Here is an 18,618-nt window from a genome sequence, read left to right as displayed (position 1 = left end):
GCTAAAGTTTGATAGATTGCACAGTTTTTCTTAACTAAATAATGCTGTTAGAAATAAATATAATCATAGCGTTCAGATCAGTGGTCGAAAAGCGTTCTTCTTAAAAATGAGTACAAAGGTTGAATTGATAAAAAGAGAATAACCCGCAATAAACTAAACGGATTATTCTCTTACTTTATTAATTTGAGACTAATTGCACCACAACAAGCCGTCCGCCTTCTTCTGTCGATAACACAAATTGCAATCCATCGGTTAATGCTATTTTATCGCCAACCGCTATTTTCCTTTTCTCTGGCAATACCATTAATCCATCAATACGCTCGTTAACCAGCCACCATGTTGAATTGTGATAAACAAAATAGCCTACACGCTTTTTTTGTTCATCTGTGGTGCGCTCATTAGGTGCAATCAGGCGATTAACGTGCCAAGGAAAGAGTGATTGATTACTCCAAACCATTAAGCGGTGATCGTCTGGTCTGAAGCTACCAGCTTTACGGGAAGAGTAGAGATTTAAAATCGGCAATTGCCCTTTATATGGTGTATGACAATAAGGACAAACCGGCTGTGTTTTTCCAGAAAAAACATACCATTGCTGTTCACAATCTTTATTCTGACAAGGCTGAACCAAATCTACCGTTTTGACTAAAGCAGTTTCCCATTCATCAGCGGTAGGCCGTTGCGAAGGATCATGTAATCCTGTAATAAAGGCTCTTTCAAAAAGAGGCGTCAGGTAAGGCCCCATAATCGTGTATGGGATTTTTTCGGGATCAGCCCAAGGTAGAGATGACGGTTTTACCTGATTAAGTTTTACCGCATTGCTACGATCTGTTGGGTGTTCAATAAACAGCGCTTTTTCACCCATAGAGAGTGTCTCATCACGCATTTCATCATCAAGATCGTGAATTTTACCGCCACGTAAAGGGTGGCGATAAAACAGATACATATAGATTAATACCGCAAGGGCGTGTCTATCAGTCGTGATACTTGGCAAGATCCGGTTAGGATCTTCTTTCGGTAAATGACTGGTTTTTACCACTTCTGGTGCAATAAAATCAGGTGTTCCGACAACATCAGGTGGGTATTTCCCAGGAACCACTAAACCGTCAATATCAATGACACAAGCATGACCTTGTTCAGGATCGATAAGCACGTTTTTATAGCTTAAATCACTATGGCATAAGCCTGCTGCATGCATTCGGCGTACAGCATGAGAGAGCAATAAACAGACTTTCAGGTAATTTAATAGATTGCCTTTTTCACGAGGATCGAGAAATTTATTTTGGTTATTTGCACTTGCAAACCATTTACCTTCTTTTTCTCGGCCTTTTATGGCAAGAAAGTCATTGTTTTTAGAGCCATATTTAAAGAAAAAGTGGGATTGATACGTGGGCACCACAATACCAATTTTTCCTTGATATTCAACAACATCTGTTGGCCAGCAAAAGAGGTTTTTCCAATATTCTCCACCACTTTGCTCAAAGATATTATGTCGATAAGAGCCTGTTATCATATCGATTCTATCTTTGGCTTGTGCGTTTTGTTTTGTCTTATAAAAGGCAACAACATAGGTTTTGTCAGGGGAAAAATAGACATCTTTCATTGAGCCAGAGCCAATAATCTCATTGACGTACTGAACTGTTTTTCCACTTTGCGTTGTACAGGTAATGATCTCTGCCATGAAACTCACCTATTTTCTCTTTGATGATCACCAAGCCACAACCAGAGTGCGGTCATCGTGATTGCCTGCTGAAAAGAAATTTAGCCATTCGGCCAGTTTTTGATCTGCGGTTTCTGGTGAGGCTAAACAAGGCGATATTTCATCAATAAGCGCTGCCCATTTATTGGGATCTTGTAAGCCATTATCCGTTTCAAATACCGGATCAGAAACGCCGTCTGTCATTAAAATAAGGTGTGAAATTTCTTTCCATTTACCAATAATAATGCGTCGATTAAATTCAGCATCGTTGAGCGCACTATCATCAAGGAAACGGGTTTGTCCTGCATATTCACCACTATCTGGAATACCTAAAATGCGAACTTTTCCCGCTGGGCCATAAGCGGCAATAGCACCATCTCCCATCCAAAATGAGGCCGCAAATAGCTCGTCATTGATACGCAAAGAAACGGTGGCTAATAACGTAGTAGAAAAAGATTTTACTGGCTCATTAATATGAATGGCTTCGTTTTTGAGGTTATTAATCGCTAATTGAGCCGCATTACGGAAGAGTTGAGCAAAGAAGCTTCCCAATTGATTAATTGCGTTATTGTCATTCCATTGATGAATGGTTTCAAGATGAGGTTTAAGCGCTTTATTCTCCACACTTAATTGCGATTTTAAATAGTGGCTTACGGTATTGATAGCAATCCGAGAGCCTTCACGAGAATAGCGCGCACTGCCAGCACCATCAGCAACAATTAAAATATTCCATTGGCTTTGGTTATCGTGATGAATATAAAAATCGTCATCACGGAATGTGCCTGCATGTTCATGAGAGCGACCGCGACGACTTGCACCTGCGATACGAATGTTGTCTTTAAGAATAAGTTTGCTATCAATATGCGCTTTGGGGTAAAGGCTATCGGCGGGAGGCTCATTGATTTGCCATAAGCTACGAGGATCAGGATTGATGATTAATAAGACTTCATCGTGATAGCAAATGGCATTTACAGACCAATGGACAATCAATGTGAAATTGCCACTTTTTGTTGGCGTACCCACTAAGCAACAACTTTCAGGATCAAAGCTTATTCCAACTACTTCTGGAAAATCAACCGCTTCAATTTTGGCAATTTCGAGGGTATCTAGTTCGATACTGAGTGTAGAATTGAACGCTGTACCGACTTTGGCATTAGAAAGGGTAATTTTGGCCGTAGGGCGGTGAATAATCGGTTTTTCTATTGGCATTGGTGATGAATGTGTGGGAGTTTGCCCCGGTTTTAATGGGGGCTCTTCTGGTAATGATATTTCTTCAGAGGCTAAATCGCGGGCGGGTGGCAATAACAGAAGAATAGGTTGTACTTTATCTTGTGGTGTAATTTTTTCTGCTGTTTTTGCTTTGATTTTACTAATAATAAAATCAATGTATTGAGCGATTTCTGCATCTTCATATAACGCAATAATCAGTTCTTCATGTATCGCAATGCGTTGCGAAGTTAGCGTATCATCAATAATCAGTTTTGTGAGTAGGGCTTTTTTATCCATTAGCCTTTACCTCGAGTGACATCAAAGTCAGATTGATTGCTGTTATTTCCAAAGGTGATGCTGTTATCACACCATGGGCAAATAACAGTTTCTGGGCCATTTACACAGAGTAATTTGCCACATTGGCAAACAGCGAAGGCGGTGGCATTGCCACAATAGGGGCAACCAGGAGTGCCATGAAGTTCACTGGTATTCACTTGATATGCCGTAGCGCTGAGATCGCTCCATGCAAAGTAATCTTCGTTTAAGGTGTAGCAGCCCGTTAAATTAAACCCATTGAGGTTGAGATTAAAATCAAGTCCAGAGGCTTTCATTGGTGGGCGTTCATATTTCATTAAATAAGGCGAGCGAGTGTGGCTACAACGGCCGACAAATGTGACACAAGATTCATCATAGGCACGAGCTACATCATCTTTAGCAAGGCGAACAATTTGCTCGGTTTTGCTTAAAAGTGGAGGTGTTTCCTCGCCAACACTGCGACTGTGGGAAACCACAGACATCGTTATCCATTTTATAAAACGGGTGAAATCGCCTTCTTGTGCTTCAGTAAATAACAGTACATTTTCAGTTAATTGTGATAACGCGTGTAAGTCAGCACTTAAGCCTAATCCAATCGCAATTAAGTTAACTTTATTGGCGTAGTGGGCTTTCCAGCGTTTTATCTCTTGTGCGTAATCATCGGTTGGTCTACCGTCAGTAAGAAGATAAACAACAGGTTTCCAATCACCTTTTTGCTCAATCGTGGTTTTTCTAACTTGAGTATCGATTTGGTGAGTAAGTTCTCGTAACGCACTGCCTAATGAAGTGCCTCCCCCTAAAGGAAGCTGAGGAGGATAAAAAGAGACGACTTCAGTGAGTGGAACAATGGTTTTTGCAACGCCAGCAAAGGCGATAACAGAAACCCAAGCAGTTTCAAGAGCGTGAGGATCTCGCCTGAGATCGCTAATAATAGTCGTCAGACCATCATTCATCTTTTTTAGGTTTTCACCTATCATCGATTCTGAACAATCTAAAACAAAGAAAATGGGTAGCCTTCTCATTGTTATACCTTATTACTTTATCGTGGCTGTTATGTATTGGAGCAGATAAACCAAAGCCTGAATAAAATAAAAGCAAAGCCTTTTGGAGCACTTTGCTTTTGCGGATCACAGTACAAGTTGGATTTCAGGAGGCGGTGGCGGTAAGGTATCTTTATCCGTATTCACTCCTGCACTTGAACTGCCTGATGCGACACTGGCAGAGACCCATTTAAAAAAGCCAGAGAAGGCATTAGAGTCTAGTGTTTCTAAAGCGACCACTTGAGGTGTGAGTTCTTTAAGGTGATCATGTTTGGCTTTAGGGCCAACAGCACAAGCGATGATCGAACCAAATGAACGTTTTTTCACTTCTTTAATCGCTTCACCATAAGCATAAGCATCAGAAGGTGTGCCATCAGTCATCAAAAAGACGAGAGGACGCCAGTCACCTTTTTGGTCACCATCGGAACGCTTAATATCACGATCGACACATTGGATTAAACATTCTAGCGCAGCACCCGTGAAAGTACCGCCGGAGCTAGGGACGGTGATATCAGAGAATTGGAAATCTTCTAATGCAGTTAATGGGATAAATTCACGTGCTTCATTATCATAAGTGATAATTGAGATATGAACGCTTTCTAATGCGTAAGGATCTTGTCTCAATGCATTAAGCATAGTTTGTATCCCTACGTTAACGGCATGAATTGATTCTCCTCTCATTGATCCTGAAGTATCAATTAACAGGTAAACAGGCAGTCTTCTCATTAGGTGAAGTCCTTTAAGTAAGAAATAAAGCTATCTGAACTCGAAGGCTCACCAATGGCGTTAAGTTTCCAGCCATTTTCTTCTCTGACTAATTCAGCAAACAGCATTGAACGTTGATTGTTGAAGGCTTCGCCTCCAGATAAATCAAAACGAGCCATTTCTATATTTTTGGCATCAACGGCGCGGATAAAGGCATTTTGTACTTTACCAAAGTGTTGTTGTCGTTCTCGACCATTGTAAATCTGCACAATAAAGACGATTTTGCTAAATTTAGGATCAAGTGTGTTTAATTTCACGATGATCTGCTCATCGTCTCCATCACCTGCACCTGTTCGATTATCACCTGTTAACCAAATCTGCCCTGATTTGTGTTGTAGGCTATTAAAGAAAATAATATCGCCATTGACGAGAGAAGGTCGTCCATCTTCGATTTTACCCAAATCGTTGACTTTGCCGTTTTCGCCACATAAGAAGGCGATAACATCTAAATCGTATTCTTCGCTTTTTTTACCAAAGAGACCACCAAGAAATCCGCGTTTTTCTTCGTTGATATCCCAGCCTAAACCGATAGTAACAGAGGAAAGGTCATATTCATTTTTCTTTAAACTAACACCTTGTCCTTTTTTTAAACTAACAGACATATTCATTCCTTTTTTATTTAAAGTACAACGTTAACCTCAGGGGGCGGTGGCGGTAAGTCATCAAGATCACTAATATCTTTCTTAGTTAAATCGACTTTTTGACTACCAACAGAAATACTGGCTGAAACCCACTTAAAGAAAGACTTAATCGTGTTGGAGTCTGCCGTATCTAGCTGTAATACAATTTCAGTGATATTTTTTAGTACATCTGTTTGTGCTGATTGTCCTGCTGCACACGCAATAACAACGCCAGTGCGTGCTGCTTTAAATTTCTCAACGCCTTTTTTCCAATCGTCCGTGGGGGCGCCATCTGTCATCACGAAAACCAATGGACGCCAATCGCCTTTTGTCTCAGCCGTAGTTTTTTGTACTTCTTTTTCAATACGATTAGAAACTAAAGTGAGTGCAGAACCTAATGCTGTTGTTCCACTTGCGACTAAATCAGGAACTTTGAAATTGATTAAATCAGTGAGTGGCACAATCTGTTGTGCGGTTGAGTCAAAGGTGATGATAGAAATATAGGCGGTTTCTAAAGCGTAAGGATCTTGGCGTAGTGTTGATAAGAGCATTTCAACGCCATTCTTTACTGCTGCAATAGGTTCTCCATACATAGAACCTGATGTATCAAGTAAAAGGTAAACTGGCAATCTTCTCATGCATTTATCCTGTGAGTGAGATAGAAATAAGCGATTAATATACTAACCGACTCATAAAGGTGTTCAATTGAGATTATGCTTAGTTTAATTAAATTGGAGAAAAAACGCAGTGATGATTGTCCAATATTAATAATCTGAATGAAGATAGTATGAAAAGCAAAATAAAAGAGGAATTGGCCTGTTTATCCCTCTTAAATCGAGTGACGAAGCGATATAATTTTATTAAAGAAAGCCTGTTTTATTCAGTCCGTATTTATAAGTGTGGCAAAAATTGAATGGTTAATAATGATTAGGTGTAAATACGTATTTCAACTAAAAATAATAATAATTATAAAAGCTAATAAATTCAATTGATTAATATATTTGTTTTTGGGTTTTTAAATATACTTAAAATAAAGTAAAAGTGTTGAAAATATATAAAATGACTTTATTAGATAAGTGTTTTTATATATTTTATTATTTTTTCTTATTTTTAAAAAATTAACTTGATACCGAAGTATCAAGTTAATTTTTATTATTTACTTTTAATTCTTTTTTTCTTTTTCTTTCTCGGCCATTTCAGCGAGTGTTGATTGAATTAAATTTTCAATATAATGATCAACTAATAATTCTACAGCTTCACTACGTGTGGAATTATTTAAATAAGATAATCTATCGATCTTGCGTAATGCTGACATTTTTAATGAAAGTGAAACTGATTTCTTTTTATCTTTATCGAGATAAACTTTGCTTGTCATTCCATTGTGACGAAGCTCTTCACTGGCGGATAATGCCTCACGCATACGACGTAATGCCTTACTATCGAGTTGGCCTCGTTCAGTCATTTGATACGCGCGAGAGGCTTTGCTGTATTTTATTTCAGCACCATAAGAATCTCTTATCTCTTTTAATACGCGAGTTAATGTAGGCTCTGAGCATTCAAGAGCAGAAATAATCTTAATAGTTGGAACCTTTTTTCCTGAGCTTAAAAGGATTGCCAGTGTAAAGACTCTGACCTGACGGGTGCTTAATTGCATGCTTAGTTACCACTTATTCTGTTATTTGTGTGTTAAAATAGTCAGCAATAATATTTATTATTCTTGTTCTGTGTTGACAAGAGTAAATAAAATAAGCTTCCTATTAAATGTAGTATAAATTAATAATTGAAATAAAAATGTACTTTTTTAAATAAAAAAATTCGCGTTATTCTTATAAGTTCTAGTTAAAGATAACATGCTTTAACTAGAAACTTATAAATTGAAATCAATATAAGATAATTATTTTATCTCATAGAGATTACAGCTCTGTTATAGAATATTTTATGTTGCGTTAAAACGCTGAGCATTATTTTGTTGATTAGGAATAATACCATAAATTTTAGCTCTGGTTAAAATACTCAATGCCCAGCGACGATGTGTTGCAGGTTCACACATCGCACCTTGTGATTTAAAGACGGCTTGCGTTGAATTTAAAATACGCAATGCATCTGAATGGTCGGATTGAGAAACCATCAGAGCTTGTTCAATTTTATGAATTTGCTTTGGATGTATCGCCGTTTTACCGACAAGACCATTGGCAATATCAAGAGCAAGCTCTTTATCCATAATATGGTGATCATCAATATGTTCACAAACAGGTGCTGTGAGGGCAAATTGACGAGCACCAAAGACAGCAACCAACATTTTTATCACGTAACCCATTGGGCCATCATAAAGTGTTAATTGGCGATTACGTCTAAGAGAAATAACATTCATTAAATCATTGCCACCAATACGTAATGCAATAATTCTGTTATGGCAAGGGTGAGTTAGTAGGTGATTTGCAAGTTCTGTCATTTGGATAACATCAAACACTTCTTCTGTTTCAAGTGTTGGCATCATACATAACTGCGTATTTTCAATAATCTTCCACCAAACTGGCAGAGAAGCTTGCGTAAACTTAGGTAAAACAAAGCCATCGATGGCACTGACATCAAGGTTTTCAGTGATCCATTGACCCATTTCAGTATGGCGAGGACGAATAAACAGCAGTGGCCAATGGCTACAATCACTGTTTTTTTTGTGTTCTGCTAAAGTATTTAATAATACTGCCAAGTTTTCTAATGCAACAGGAATATCCGCATCACTCACCGCATCTTCTAAACAGATAATTAAAGAGCGTAACCCTTCAATTTTCTGGTTAATAATTGTCGTCGCGATATCTGTCCGTGTTGCCGGCATATAAAGTGTTGCCCCTAAGTTCCATGGGGATAATCGTTCAATCATTATTTCACCTTTTTAATGATAGTCACTGCACGATATTGACCAAGCGCTTGTCCTGCTTCAATAACAGCAATATTTTTTTCCTGTGCAAGATAAACCAGTAACGCGACATCAGGATCGGTTCTTTCTCTTACAAGGACATGATCAGGTACACGGCGTAAAACAGCGCGTGTGGCTTCAGCAATACCCGGTTTTATACGATTGATATTTGAAATATCATATTTGTTTGCAAGTGAACTAACGACGTTTTCGCTCAGTCTTTTTAAGTCTGACTGTTGTTCTTTAAATGTAGCTAATGGAATATCGTTATTGATTAATATATCAACAAATTGTCCTACAGTATCAACAAGGTAACGGCTGCATTCATACTGTTTTAAATGCTGGCAATCTACAAAACCGTGAAAGCCTTCTTCAGTCCAAATTGAACGTGAAATTAATCCTGAAACAGGTGCTCCCATGATCCCAAATGGAATAAGCCAATCTTCATCGCTAGCACTTAACCATGCACAACCACAAGGATCAGCGAGGACAACAAGACGAGGTTGGGGGGGATAGCCTTTTCGTCCTGATAATGAACGAATAAGTTCACCCGTAATAGCGCCTTTTCCTGTCCATCCATCAACAAACACAACACCTTCTGTGCCGTGACGTTGTTCTATCCATGAAAGCGCTTCACTATCAATGCCTCTATCTCGAATAATACTTATTCCATAGTGATAAGAGGTTTTTCCCATTTTGCGCAATGTTTGTTGCAGCATGACACCTAGAGGAACACCAGCACGAACAAGGCTTGTCAAGATAATTGGGGTATCACCGAAACGCTCAATCAATGATTTAGCTAACATTATGACTTCAGTGGCTAAACGTGTAGCACCGGTTTCTAGCGCTTTTTCAAAGAGATCTAAATGCCATGTCGTTGGTTCTGGCTCTTGACTTAGCATGTCAGAATAGTGTCGTTTACCTGATTGTATTAGCTCTTCTTTTAATTCAACGGGCGTCATTTCAATATTAACCGGTTGAAGTAGAAAATCGACATCACCTGATACATAAGATCCTGAAAAAGGTTTATGATCCATCATGTTTATTCTCCAAAAATTTTTGTGTTGATCGCATCCGCAAACTGACTTTGACGAGGAAGCCCATACCAACTGCATAATTTCATAAAGCGATGGTCACTTAGGCTATCGCCTAAACCAATGACAGGAAATACGCCGCGTTCTGCTTTTAATTTATTAAGCAAATAGGTGACGGCTTTGCCTTTTTCAATAGGCTCAGGTAACCAAGCAATATTGTTACTGTTACGATGAATATAAAAACCTTCAGTTGAGAATGTTTTTTCTATTTCATCACCTATGGTGTATAGCTCGTCTAATCGAGTGCTATCGTTATGCTTCATGACTAAATAAATAGGCAACTCACTGTATTCATAGTTAATACGTGCCCAACCATTAATATTTCGTTCTGCCATTAATTGCGTAATTGATTGTTGTAGAGTCAACAAACGTTGTGTATAGGGCGCTAAGCTTTGAGTGATGTGATTTTGCCATTGTGCATCAGCATGACCTTCAGGTGTTAATATTACCGCCCCATGTGTGGTGATCGCCCAAGAATGAAAAGGAATGGTAACTCGGCTAATCTCTTCCGTTCCGCGTGCAGTAACAGGAATTAAATCCGCATGCTCTAACATCCAATCTACCAGCATCGCTTGCTCTTGAGTCATAAAGCTACGGGGTTCTAAACTTCTATCTAGTGCGCCAGTTTTATAGGGTTCTAGTGCTAATTCATCCACCATCTTACGACGTGTTTGAAAGAGGGTGTCATCGAGATCAGTTAAAATAACAGGTTTAGTCATAACTAATTACCTCAACAATAGGTGCCACTTTATTGAGGGCTTCAATCAGCTGGCTATCAATACTTTCGGCTGGTGTTTCACAACAAAGCAAAATGCGATCAAATTGTTGATGTGCTACGTTATAGACGAAGTTTGGAATACCTAAACCATAATTATCAGTAAATGTAATTGCTGATTGAATGGCAAAATTGGTTGAAATAGGTGAACGTGTTGTCGAACTATATTTTACGATAGCCCCTTGTTTTTCAAGACGTTCAGCTAATAAGAACGGTTCCCAAACAAACTCTCCTGATCCTAAAACAAGGATCTTTTCACCCAAAGAAGCATTGATAGATAAACCCAGATCGCTTGCGGGCGTTGTCATGCCTAATCGACCCCAGCTCTGTTTACCCGTGATCGCAAATTGCCCTGATGCTGTGATATTGACATTAGGCATAATAGGTAAAGGCGCATTTGGATTGGCATCCCATTGCCACGTCCCTTGTACTAAGGAGAGGGTTTTAATCGGTAATGGGGAGCGTTCAGCGATAGCGTCACCACTCCAATCAGTTAAGGTTACCGCAATAACCTGCTTAATATGGGTTAATCCACCGTCTTCACGCAGTGCTGAAAGCAAGTTAATGAAGGTATTACCCGTAGTCGCTTCATCATCAATTAATACTACGGTTTTTGCTTGTTGTACCCATTGGCGTTGCTCTGCTGTTTTAGGCAAATAGAGTAAGTGGTCAGTTGCGTGGCTGTGATTTTCTTTAAACTCACATAGCAACTCACCTTTATCAACAGGATGGCGTGTTGATGTTAAATAAATCGCTTGTTGAAAGCGATCTCTCACTTCATCAAAAATACCAGCACCTAAACCAACAGCGGTTTCTGCCATACCAATAAACAGAACTGGGCCTTCGAGTGAGTCAGGAAACTGACTGGCAAGTTTTTGGTAGGTTTCACGCATTTTCTTTGGCGAAACAGGGATATGTCGGCCTAATACTTTACTGACAAATAAAAATGCACGCTTAGGATTGCGTCTTTCTGCAATATCAAATAATTCATCAAGTAACTCAATAGAACAATTTGGCGTCACACTTAATGTGCCACAAGAAAGAGGGCGACGATAAACGGCTGAGTCACTTATACTATTTTTCATTATTAATTATTATCCGTACTGATTAAATTTGTTAACGTTGAATTGAAAACAATAGAATCGGTGATTGAGCGTATTTTTGTTGGTGTAAAATGGTTATTTTGGGCTTGAGCCTCTTCAATACTCATTAATCCTAATTGGCGTAAAGCAAAAATACCGGCAAGATTAATTCCACAATGTTGGGTATAACCAATTCCCCCCGAAGGGCGCATATTAATTTCAAGTAACAGCGGGCGACCTTGATGATTATTTCGAGTTTGCACATTCACCAGCCCATCGGCTTTCATCGCTGTTGCACACGCTTTGCCTAATTCATAGGCTTCACCTGAAATTTCTAAATGCTGTATTGCACCTTCTTTGCGTCGAGCTACAGCTGCAATAACATCACCTTGTTCAACCACCATATCAACAGAGTATTCAGGGCCGGGTAAATAAGGCATGAGCACTAATGGTTCAAAGTGTTCAACTGTTTTTAATGCATCAAGATATTGTTGAGGATTGACTTGGCGATTTTCTGGGTGATTAAACAGTGCCATTGGTGAAACCTGATTATCAAAGCGCCAAAAGCCCATTCCATAAATGCCTTTTATTGGCTTAATGCATAAAGGGATCTCACCAAAAGGTGGATTTTTTATTTGTTTTTCCAATTCATTGATTGAGTCAATGTAAATGGAAGGTACAACAGGAAGACCGCATTGTTCCATAGCTTGTGCAAAAGCGACTTTATTATCAGCTAATTGCAGTTGTCCTAGCTCAGTTGCACCTGTGGTTAATTTTACCCCTAATGACTCAATTTCTTGGCGGTGTAATTCAAACCATGCGCTATTGCGCCCAGTATGAATGGCTCTGACTTGATGTTGTTTTACAACATCAGCGATAAATTTTAAGCGTAATGTCTCTTCAAGAGGTTCATAAAAAGCCCCATCAGCAAGCGATAAAATCTCATTTCGAGTATGACGATGAGAAGCGAGCACAAAGATTTCTTGGTGCTGCTGTTTTGCAAAGTCTTTAACACTTTGAATTATATCGCGTTGTGATGATAAACCTTCCATAAACCAAATTGTGTTATTCATTACTCTGTATACCGTGAAATAAAAGTGTAGGGTTCAATGCTTATAATCATGAAGATTTCGAAGAACTGTGTCAATCATAATATGATTTATTTGACTTTGGTTTAAATTAGACTAAAAAAATAGCGTTATTATTATGATTACTTTGTATTTTTATAATTTTTTATCATAAAAATACAAACAAAATCAATTAATTGACAAAACTTTAGATTCTGGCGGTAAAAATAGTCTTGCTCATGTACTTCATCATGATATGATGATTTTCACGATATGGAATTAATCACAAATGGCATTATTGTTTCACTCTACCTCTGAAGGAATTTAATTATGGTTTCATTAAGCAAGAATCAAACAGTTTCTCTCAGTAAACAAGCACCTACACTGAGCCATTTAATGTTTGGTTTGGGCTGGGATCCGATTAAGAAAAAAGGATTATTAGGCGGTCTTTTTGGTGGTGGTGGTTCTATTGATTTAGATGCAAGTTGCGTATTGCTTGACGCAAGTGGCAATCAAATCGATACCATTTGGTTTAGAAAATTAAAATCAAGTTGTCAATCAGTTATTCACTCTGGTGATAACTTAACGGGTGACGGTGATGGCGATGATGAAACAATTTTCGTTGATTTAGACCGTTTACCAACAAATGTTGAATACTTGGTATTCACAGTAAACAGTTTCCGTGGACAAACATTTAATGAAGTTGAAAACGCATTCTGTCGTGTTGTTGATAAAACAACTAACAAAGAACTGGTGCGTTATACCTTAACAGAGCAAGGCTCTCATACCGGTATCGTGATTGCTTCTTTACAACGTAATCATGGTCAATGGGATTTCACTGCGTTTGGTGCGCCTTGTAAAGGTCGTGTTATTAACGACATGATGCCCGATATTGTGGCTACGGTGGTGCGATAAATGAATATGACTCCAGGTGGGAACTTACCTGTTCCTAATCAGACATTAATCATTAGAATTCAATCAGGTGCTCCTGTTGATGTGTCTGCTTTTAGGCTTTATGCGTCCGGTAAAGTGAAAGGCGACACCGATATGGTGTTTTATGGACAGACTGCTAATGATGATCGTACGGTTATCTATGCAACAGCAGGAAACTGCACATCTTTTACTGTAGATTTAACGCGTTTACGTCCAGATGTTGAAAAAATCGCGTTTACAGCGACTTGTGACGGTCAACAAACTATTGCAAATTTACAACGATTATCAATTCAAGTTGATGCTAATAATGAAGTTGTCGCGAATGGTAATGTTGATATTAACGGTCGTTCTGAAGCAGCATTAATTTTAGGTGAATTATATCGCCGTAATGGTAGCTGGAAGTTCCGTTTTATCGCTCAAGGATTTAACGGTGGTTTACAGCCATTAGCTGAACATTTTGGTGTTGATATTGCAGACTCTGAACCAGCACCAGCACCAGCACCAGCACCAGCACCAGCACCGAAACCCGCTTCAGCGCCAAATTCGGTGAACTTAAGTAAAGTTTCTTTAACTAAAGAGAAACCAGCAATCAGCCTAACGAAGAAAGATGACTTCGGTAAAATTCGAATCAACCTTGATTGGCACCGCGAAAGTAAAAGTGGGGGCTCTGGGTTATTAGGTGGTTTGTTCGGTGGCAACAAAGGTATCGATTTAGATATTGGTGCATTTGTTGAACTTCAGCAAGGACATAAGTCCGTTATTCAAGCATTAGGAAACGGGTTTGGCGATTTCAATCGAATTCCTTATGTTGAATTGCAAGGTGATGATCGTACCGGAGATGTTGCTGGTGGTGAATGGATCTTTGTGAATGGGCGTGAATGGAAAAATATTAAGCAAGTGCTTATTTTCGCGTTTATTTATGAAGGTGTACCGAATTGGAGCAAAACGGATGGTGTGGTTACCATTCATGTACCTGATCAGCCACCTATCGAAACACGCTTAACTGACGGTAATAATGGTCGTGGTATGTGTGCTATTGCCCGACTAGTTAATGAGAACGGATCAATAAAAGTTGAACGTCTCAATGAGTTTTTTAAAGGCCACCGTGATATGGATAATGCGTATGGGTGGGGATTTCGCTGGACAGCGGGTTCTAAGTGATCAAGTAGATATAAGGAAAAATAACATGAGTTTTTTTAATAAATTAAAAGAAGGTTTTAATACAAGCCGTTCTGAGTTAGCCAAGCAAGTTGGTCGCTTTAAAAATAAAAAATTTATGCAAGGTACTGTTGCAGTTTGTGCGCGTATTGCCATTGCGAGTGATGGTGTCAGTTCTGAAGAAAAACAGAAGATGCTTGGTTTTTTAAAAGCATCGGATGAACTTAAAGTTTTTGATACTTCTGAAGTTATCGAATTCTTTAATAAGCTAATCTTGAGTTTCGAATTCGATACTGAAGTCGGTAAAGGCGAAACCATGAAGTATATTCTGGCAATGAAAGATCAGCCAGAAGCTGCGCAATTAGCTATTCGTGTCGGTATTGCTGTTGCGAAAAGTGATGGTGATTTTGACAATGATGAAAAAGAAGCTGTGCGTGCTATTGCCATTGCATTAGGCTTTCAGCCCGCAGAATTTGGTTTGTAATTAATTTTATATAGGGAACCGTTCAGGAATTATTATGGTATCCACACATATTGGTTTTCCGACAGAAACTGTCATTGTCTTTGTTGTACTTGCGATTGGCGCTATTTTTATCGACTTATTTATGCATCGTGCAGATAAGCCAGTAACGTTAAAGAATGCCATCTTTTGGTCTATATTCTGGGTTGCCATTGCAATGGTATTCGCAGGATTCCTTTATATTCACCATGGTGCAGAAGTTGCGAGCTTATTCGTAACAGGTTATGCATTAGAGAAAGTGCTTTCCGTTGATAACTTGTTTGTCATGATGGCGATTTTCTCTTGGTTTGCGGTACCTGATCGCTTCCGTCACCGCGTTCTTTATTGGGGTATTATCGGTGCTATCGTTTTCCGTGGGATCTTTGTTGCCATCGGTACAGGACTGCTAAGTTTAGGACCATATGTTGAGATAGTATTCGCCTTAATCGTTGCTTGGACGGCAGTGATGATGCTGAAAAGCGGTGATGACAGTGAAGAGATTGAAGACTATTCACAACATCTTGCTTATCGCTTAGTTAAACGATTTTTCCCTATATGGCCAAAAATCACTGGACACGCTTTCTTATTAACACAAAAAGAAGTTGATGCTGAATTAGCAAAACCAGAAAACAAAGAGATTACTATCGGTCGTGGTACAAAAGCTGCGTTATATGCAACACCACTTATGTTGTGTGTGGCTGTTGTAGAGCTTTCCGATGTGATGTTTGCTTTCGACTCGGTTCCCGCTATTATCGCAGTAAGCCGTGAACCCCTTATTGTCTATAGTGCAATGATGTTCGCAATCTTAGGCTTACGTACGCTTTACTTCGTGTTAGAAGCGTTAAAACAGTATCTGGTTTACCTTGAAAAAGCGGTTATTGTGTTGTTGTTCTTTATTGCCGTAAAACTAGGTTTAAATGCAACAGACCATATCTGGCAACATGGATACAGCATTTCCGCGACAACTAGCTTATTTGTTGTGCTAGGTGTTCTTGCTCTGGGGATTATTGCAAGTTTTGTATTCCCAGAAAAAAAGGATGATCAAGGTAAGACAAATTAATAAATATTCTTGAGAAATCAGAATATTAAAAACAAAACTAAAGAGGTTATAAAATGAGCGTTTCTCTTTCTAAAGGTGGTAATGTCTCTCTGAGCAAAGCAGCCCCAACGATGAAAAACGTCCTTGTCGGACTTGGTTGGGATGCCCGTTCTACAGATGGTCAAGATTTTGACTTAGATGCATCTGTATTTTTGTTAGCTGCAAATGGAAAAGTGCGTAGCGATGCCGATTTCATTTTTTATAACAATTTAAGATCTGCTGATGGTTCTGTTGTTCATACTGGCGATAACCGCACAGGTGAAGGCGATGGTGATGATGAAGCGCTGAAAATCAAATTAGACATGATCCCAAATGATGTCGATAAGGTTATCTTCGTTGTCACTATCCATGATGCGCAAGCACGTCGCCAAAGCTTTGGCCAAGTATCAGGTGCATTTATTCGTTTAGTTAATGATGACAACCAAATCGAAGTGGCTCGTTATGACTTAACGGAAGATGCCTCAACGGAAACTGCAATGTTATTTGGTGAGTTATATCGCCATGGTACAGAGTGGAAATTCCGTGCTGTAGGTCAAGGTTATGCAGGGGGCTTAGGTTCAGTTTGTGCTCAATACGGTATTAATGCCTCTTGATAGCGGATCGATAAAATACTAACTACACTGGTAGTCATAAGATGTGATTGCCAGTTTATTCAATAAAGTAGGAGCTTTGATATGGCAGTTTCCCTCGTTAAAGGTGGTAATGTTTCTCTGACTAAAGAAGCACCAACAATGTCGGTTGCTATGGTTGGTCTAGGATGGGATGCCCGCGTGACAGATGGCGCTGAGTTTGACTTAGATGCGTCAGTATTCATGGTAGGTGAAGATGGAAAAGTACTTTCAGACGCCAGTTTTATCTTCTTTAATAACAAAGTGAGTCAATGTGGAAGCGTTGAACACCAAGGAGATAACCGTACTGGGGAAGGCGACGGTGATGATGAGCAAATCAAAATCACTTTATCAAAAGTCCCTGCTGAAGTGAAAAAACTAGTATTCGCGGTTACTATTTATGATGCAGAAAACCGTAAACAAAACTTTGGTATGGTTAGCAACAGTTTTATGCGCGTTTATAACAACGACAATAACACTGAAATTGCACGTTTTGATCTTTCTGAAGATGCATCAACAGAAACTGCAATGATCTTTGGTGAGTTATATCGCCATGGTACAGAGTGGAAATTCAAAGCAGTTGGTCAAGGTTTTGCGGGTGGTTTAAGTGCGTTAGCATCACAGCACGGCGTAAATATCTAAGACTCTATCATATAGCCCTCGCTTTTGCGGGGGCTATGGTTTGTGTTGATAAGAAAAGAGTAAGTTATTATGACTCTTTTTTTGTCGTAATTTTGATTGGCGAATTTTTAGCTTTACGGCGATCAGTATGAAAGTGACGCCAATGAGGATCTTGTGCGGCAAAAAGCAATTCATGATCGCCACGAGAGTCTCCCCAAGCTCTTAAATGATATTGTGTCAAATCCCCATAAATATTTTCTAATCGTTTGATTTTTTCACCACAACGACAGTTATTACCAATAATTTTACCTGTTAATACACCTTCAACCACTTCAAGTGTTGTACCAATTAATTTAATGCCTAAGCGGTCAGCAAATGGCTGTAATACCATTGCAGGTGATGCAGAGCAAATCGTCACTTCAGCATTATTCTTCACTTCTTCAGCAACAGCTAATAAGCCTGTAGGACGCATTAATTTGCTCCAGTAAAGCTTGCAAAATTCTTCTGCTTTTTCTTTTAACCATTGCTCATCAATATTGGTTAGGAAGGTTTTAATCAACACTTCTTTTAACTCATCGCGCGTGAGTTTGCGTCTAAAACAACGTAATGTTGGTAATACCATTTTAATCAAACGGCGTGAGAATTTACGTTTGCCAAAGGCGAATTTTAGAAAAGGGATAAAACTGTCGTGATAGGTTAGCGTGCCATCAAAATCAAACACTGATAACGTTTTTACGGTGTTTTTCGCGTTTTCAAATTGGGGTTGCATACAGGGTAAGGCTCCGTAAATCATCAGAGTTTTTAAGTTCATTAAACTTATTATATCACTGTTCTCAAAATGAGACAGCGTGTCTATTGGTTATTCAAAATCACTAATTTTTATGTGTACAAGTACAAATTATTTATGTAACTAATAAAAAAGATATCTTATAAAACAAATCGCTGATTATTTTAAATGTAGATATTAATTATTGATGGATTAGTATTATTAAAAAATATTAATTTATCGCTTTTATATTTATAGAGTATTCAATGTTTATTGTTTTTTTCTGCGTTTAAATTTTTGACTTATTTTTAGTTTTAATTAAAGTCAAAATTTAGTTGCCTACTAACTAATAAC

At 38.7% G+C, this 18,618-nt stretch carries 19 protein-coding genes; 6 read left to right on the top strand and 13 right to left on the bottom strand.

Going from position 1 to position 18,618, the window contains the following annotated elements; all coding sequences use genetic code 11:
• Positions 1 to 178: 178 nt before the first annotated feature.
• The 12 genes from H1225_RS12500 to H1225_RS12445 all read right to left on the bottom strand — a co-directional run bounded on the left by H1225_RS12500 (position 179) and on the right by H1225_RS12445 (position 12,586).
• Complete coding sequence (locus H1225_RS12500; protein WP_239739141.1) at positions 179 to 1,678, bottom strand: helix-hairpin-helix domain-containing protein; 1,500 nt, start codon at positions 1,676 to 1,678, stop codon at positions 179 to 181.
• A 27-nt stretch (positions 1,679 to 1,705) separates the two neighbouring features.
• Complete coding sequence (locus H1225_RS12495; protein WP_161724182.1) at positions 1,706 to 3,202, bottom strand: PP2C family serine/threonine-protein phosphatase; 1,497 nt, start codon at positions 3,200 to 3,202, stop codon at positions 1,706 to 1,708.
• A complete protein-coding gene (locus H1225_RS12490; protein ID WP_109848070.1) occupies positions 3,202 to 4,242 on the bottom strand; it encodes a TerY-C metal binding domain-containing protein in 1,041 nt (346 codons plus the stop codon). Before H1225_RS12490 ends, H1225_RS12495 begins: the two co-directional genes overlap by 1 nt.
• A gap of 105 nt (positions 4,243 to 4,347) precedes the next feature.
• A complete protein-coding gene (locus H1225_RS12485) occupies positions 4,348 to 4,986 on the bottom strand; it encodes a vWA domain-containing protein (RefSeq protein WP_072064336.1) in 639 nt (212 codons plus the stop codon).
• Entirely contained in the window at positions 4,986 to 5,627 is a 642-nt protein-coding gene (locus H1225_RS12480; RefSeq protein WP_109848071.1) for a TerD family protein, read from the bottom strand. The genes H1225_RS12485 and H1225_RS12480 overlap by 1 nt, the downstream gene beginning before the upstream one ends.
• A gap of 17 nt (positions 5,628 to 5,644) precedes the next feature.
• Positions 5,645 to 6,283, bottom strand: a complete 639-nt coding sequence (locus H1225_RS12475) for a vWA domain-containing protein (protein ID WP_072064334.1) — start codon at positions 6,281 to 6,283, stop codon at positions 5,645 to 5,647.
• Between the two features lie 524 nt (positions 6,284 to 6,807).
• Entirely contained in the window at positions 6,808 to 7,299 is a 492-nt protein-coding gene (locus tag H1225_RS12470; protein WP_161748185.1) for a tellurium resistance protein TerW, read from the bottom strand.
• Positions 7,300 to 7,581: 282 nt separating this feature from the next.
• Positions 7,582 to 8,526: an HpcH/HpaI aldolase/citrate lyase family protein gene (locus H1225_RS12465; RefSeq protein WP_006536055.1), complete on the bottom strand. Its 945-nt coding sequence runs from the start codon at positions 8,524 to 8,526 to the stop codon at positions 7,582 to 7,584.
• The gene (locus tag H1225_RS12460; RefSeq protein ID WP_115065617.1) at positions 8,526 to 9,602 is read right to left on the bottom strand and encodes a cysteine protease StiP family protein; all 1,077 of its coding nucleotides are present in this window, start codon (positions 9,600 to 9,602) and stop codon (positions 8,526 to 8,528) included. The genes H1225_RS12465 and H1225_RS12460 overlap by 1 nt, the downstream gene beginning before the upstream one ends.
• 2 nt (positions 9,603 to 9,604) lie before the next feature.
• Complete coding sequence (locus H1225_RS12455) at positions 9,605 to 10,375, bottom strand: HAD family hydrolase (RefSeq protein WP_115065616.1); 771 nt, start codon at positions 10,373 to 10,375, stop codon at positions 9,605 to 9,607.
• Positions 10,368 to 11,516, bottom strand: coding sequence for a phosphoribosyltransferase domain-containing protein (locus H1225_RS12450; protein WP_109848075.1), 1,149 nt, complete (start codon positions 11,514 to 11,516; stop codon positions 10,368 to 10,370). The genes H1225_RS12455 and H1225_RS12450 overlap by 8 nt, the downstream gene beginning before the upstream one ends.
• Before the next feature lie 2 nt (positions 11,517 to 11,518).
• Positions 11,519 to 12,586, bottom strand: a complete 1,068-nt coding sequence (locus H1225_RS12445) for an ATP-grasp domain-containing protein (protein WP_161729802.1) — start codon at positions 12,584 to 12,586, stop codon at positions 11,519 to 11,521.
• A gap of 324 nt (positions 12,587 to 12,910) precedes the next feature.
• Here H1225_RS12445 and H1225_RS12440 point away from each other — a divergent pair, with 324 nt between their 5' ends.
• The 6 genes from H1225_RS12440 to H1225_RS12415 all read left to right on the top strand — a co-directional run bounded on the left by H1225_RS12440 (position 12,911) and on the right by H1225_RS12415 (position 17,519).
• Positions 12,911 to 13,495 carry a TerD family protein gene (locus H1225_RS12440; RefSeq protein ID WP_072064329.1) on the top strand — a complete coding sequence of 195 codons (585 nt, stop codon included), beginning with the start codon at positions 12,911 to 12,913 and terminating at the stop codon, positions 13,493 to 13,495.
• Positions 13,496 to 14,674 (top strand): TerD family protein, encoded by a 1,179-nt coding sequence (locus H1225_RS12435; RefSeq protein ID WP_239739140.1) that lies wholly within the window; start codon positions 13,496 to 13,498, stop codon positions 14,672 to 14,674.
• Positions 14,675 to 14,699: 25 nt separating this feature from the next.
• Positions 14,700 to 15,155, top strand: coding sequence for a tellurite resistance TerB family protein (locus tag H1225_RS12430; RefSeq protein WP_072064327.1), 456 nt, complete (start codon positions 14,700 to 14,702; stop codon positions 15,153 to 15,155).
• A gap of 34 nt (positions 15,156 to 15,189) precedes the next feature.
• A complete protein-coding gene (locus H1225_RS12425) occupies positions 15,190 to 16,230 on the top strand; it encodes a TerC/Alx family metal homeostasis membrane protein (RefSeq protein ID WP_109399997.1) in 1,041 nt (346 codons plus the stop codon).
• Positions 16,231 to 16,283: 53 nt separating this feature from the next.
• On the top strand, positions 16,284 to 16,862 hold the full coding sequence (locus tag H1225_RS12420) for a TerD family protein (protein WP_006536043.1): 579 nt from the start codon (positions 16,284 to 16,286) through the stop codon (positions 16,860 to 16,862).
• Positions 16,863 to 16,943: 81 nt separating this feature from the next.
• Positions 16,944 to 17,519: a TerD family protein gene (locus tag H1225_RS12415; RefSeq protein WP_006536042.1), complete on the top strand. Its 576-nt coding sequence runs from the start codon at positions 16,944 to 16,946 to the stop codon at positions 17,517 to 17,519.
• A 67-nt stretch (positions 17,520 to 17,586) separates the two neighbouring features.
• Here H1225_RS12415 and H1225_RS12410 read toward each other — a convergent pair whose 3' ends face one another.
• Entirely contained in the window at positions 17,587 to 18,267 is a 681-nt protein-coding gene (locus tag H1225_RS12410) for an HAD family hydrolase (protein WP_072064485.1), read from the bottom strand.
• Between the last annotated feature and the right edge of the window lie 351 nt (positions 18,268 to 18,618).

Source organism: Proteus penneri, from assembly GCF_022369495.1.
GTDB classification, from domain to species: Bacteria; Pseudomonadota; Gammaproteobacteria; order Enterobacterales; family Enterobacteriaceae; genus Proteus; species Proteus penneri.
This window is presented reverse-complemented; position numbering and strand designations above follow the sequence as displayed.

What these genes read in the sequence shown, in the direction of transcription:
- H1225_RS12440 (WP_072064329.1), top strand. Translation starts at nt 12,911, where the DNA reads ATGGTTTCATTAAGCAAGAATCAAACAGTTTCTCTCAGTAAACAAGCA.
- H1225_RS12485 (WP_072064336.1), bottom strand. Translation starts at nt 4,986, where the DNA reads ATGAGAAGACTGCCTGTTTACCTGTTAATTGATACTTCAGGATCAATG.
- H1225_RS12475 (WP_072064334.1), bottom strand. Translation starts at nt 6,283, where the DNA reads ATGAGAAGATTGCCAGTTTACCTTTTACTTGATACATCAGGTTCTATG.
- H1225_RS12445 (WP_161729802.1), bottom strand. Translation starts at nt 12,586, where the DNA reads ATGAATAACACAATTTGGTTTATGGAAGGTTTATCATCACAACGCGAT.
- H1225_RS12435 (WP_239739140.1), top strand. Translation starts at nt 13,496, where the DNA reads ATGAATATGACTCCAGGTGGGAACTTACCTGTTCCTAATCAGACATTA.
- H1225_RS12410 (WP_072064485.1), bottom strand. Translation starts at nt 18,267, where the DNA reads ATGCAACCCCAATTTGAAAACGCGAAAAACACCGTAAAAACGTTATCA.
- H1225_RS12430 (WP_072064327.1), top strand. Translation starts at nt 14,700, where the DNA reads ATGAGTTTTTTTAATAAATTAAAAGAAGGTTTTAATACAAGCCGTTCT.
- H1225_RS12495 (WP_161724182.1), bottom strand. Translation starts at nt 3,202, where the DNA reads ATGGATAAAAAAGCCCTACTCACAAAACTGATTATTGATGATACGCTA.
- H1225_RS12490 (WP_109848070.1), bottom strand. Translation starts at nt 4,242, where the DNA reads ATGAGAAGGCTACCCATTTTCTTTGTTTTAGATTGTTCAGAATCGATG.
- H1225_RS12415 (WP_006536042.1), top strand. Translation starts at nt 16,944, where the DNA reads ATGGCAGTTTCCCTCGTTAAAGGTGGTAATGTTTCTCTGACTAAAGAA.
- H1225_RS12460 (WP_115065617.1), bottom strand. Translation starts at nt 9,602, where the DNA reads ATGATGGATCATAAACCTTTTTCAGGATCTTATGTATCAGGTGATGTC.
- H1225_RS12480 (WP_109848071.1), bottom strand. Translation starts at nt 5,627, where the DNA reads ATGTCTGTTAGTTTAAAAAAAGGACAAGGTGTTAGTTTAAAGAAAAAT.
- H1225_RS12425 (WP_109399997.1), top strand. Translation starts at nt 15,190, where the DNA reads ATGGTATCCACACATATTGGTTTTCCGACAGAAACTGTCATTGTCTTT.
- H1225_RS12470 (WP_161748185.1), bottom strand. Translation starts at nt 7,299, where the DNA reads ATGCAATTAAGCACCCGTCAGGTCAGAGTCTTTACACTGGCAATCCTT.
- H1225_RS12420 (WP_006536043.1), top strand. Translation starts at nt 16,284, where the DNA reads ATGAGCGTTTCTCTTTCTAAAGGTGGTAATGTCTCTCTGAGCAAAGCA.
- H1225_RS12450 (WP_109848075.1), bottom strand. Translation starts at nt 11,516, where the DNA reads ATGAAAAATAGTATAAGTGACTCAGCCGTTTATCGTCGCCCTCTTTCT.
- H1225_RS12465 (WP_006536055.1), bottom strand. Translation starts at nt 8,526, where the DNA reads ATGATTGAACGATTATCCCCATGGAACTTAGGGGCAACACTTTATATG.
- H1225_RS12500 (WP_239739141.1), bottom strand. Translation starts at nt 1,678, where the DNA reads ATGGCAGAGATCATTACCTGTACAACGCAAAGTGGAAAAACAGTTCAG.
- H1225_RS12455 (WP_115065616.1), bottom strand. Translation starts at nt 10,375, where the DNA reads ATGACTAAACCTGTTATTTTAACTGATCTCGATGACACCCTCTTTCAA.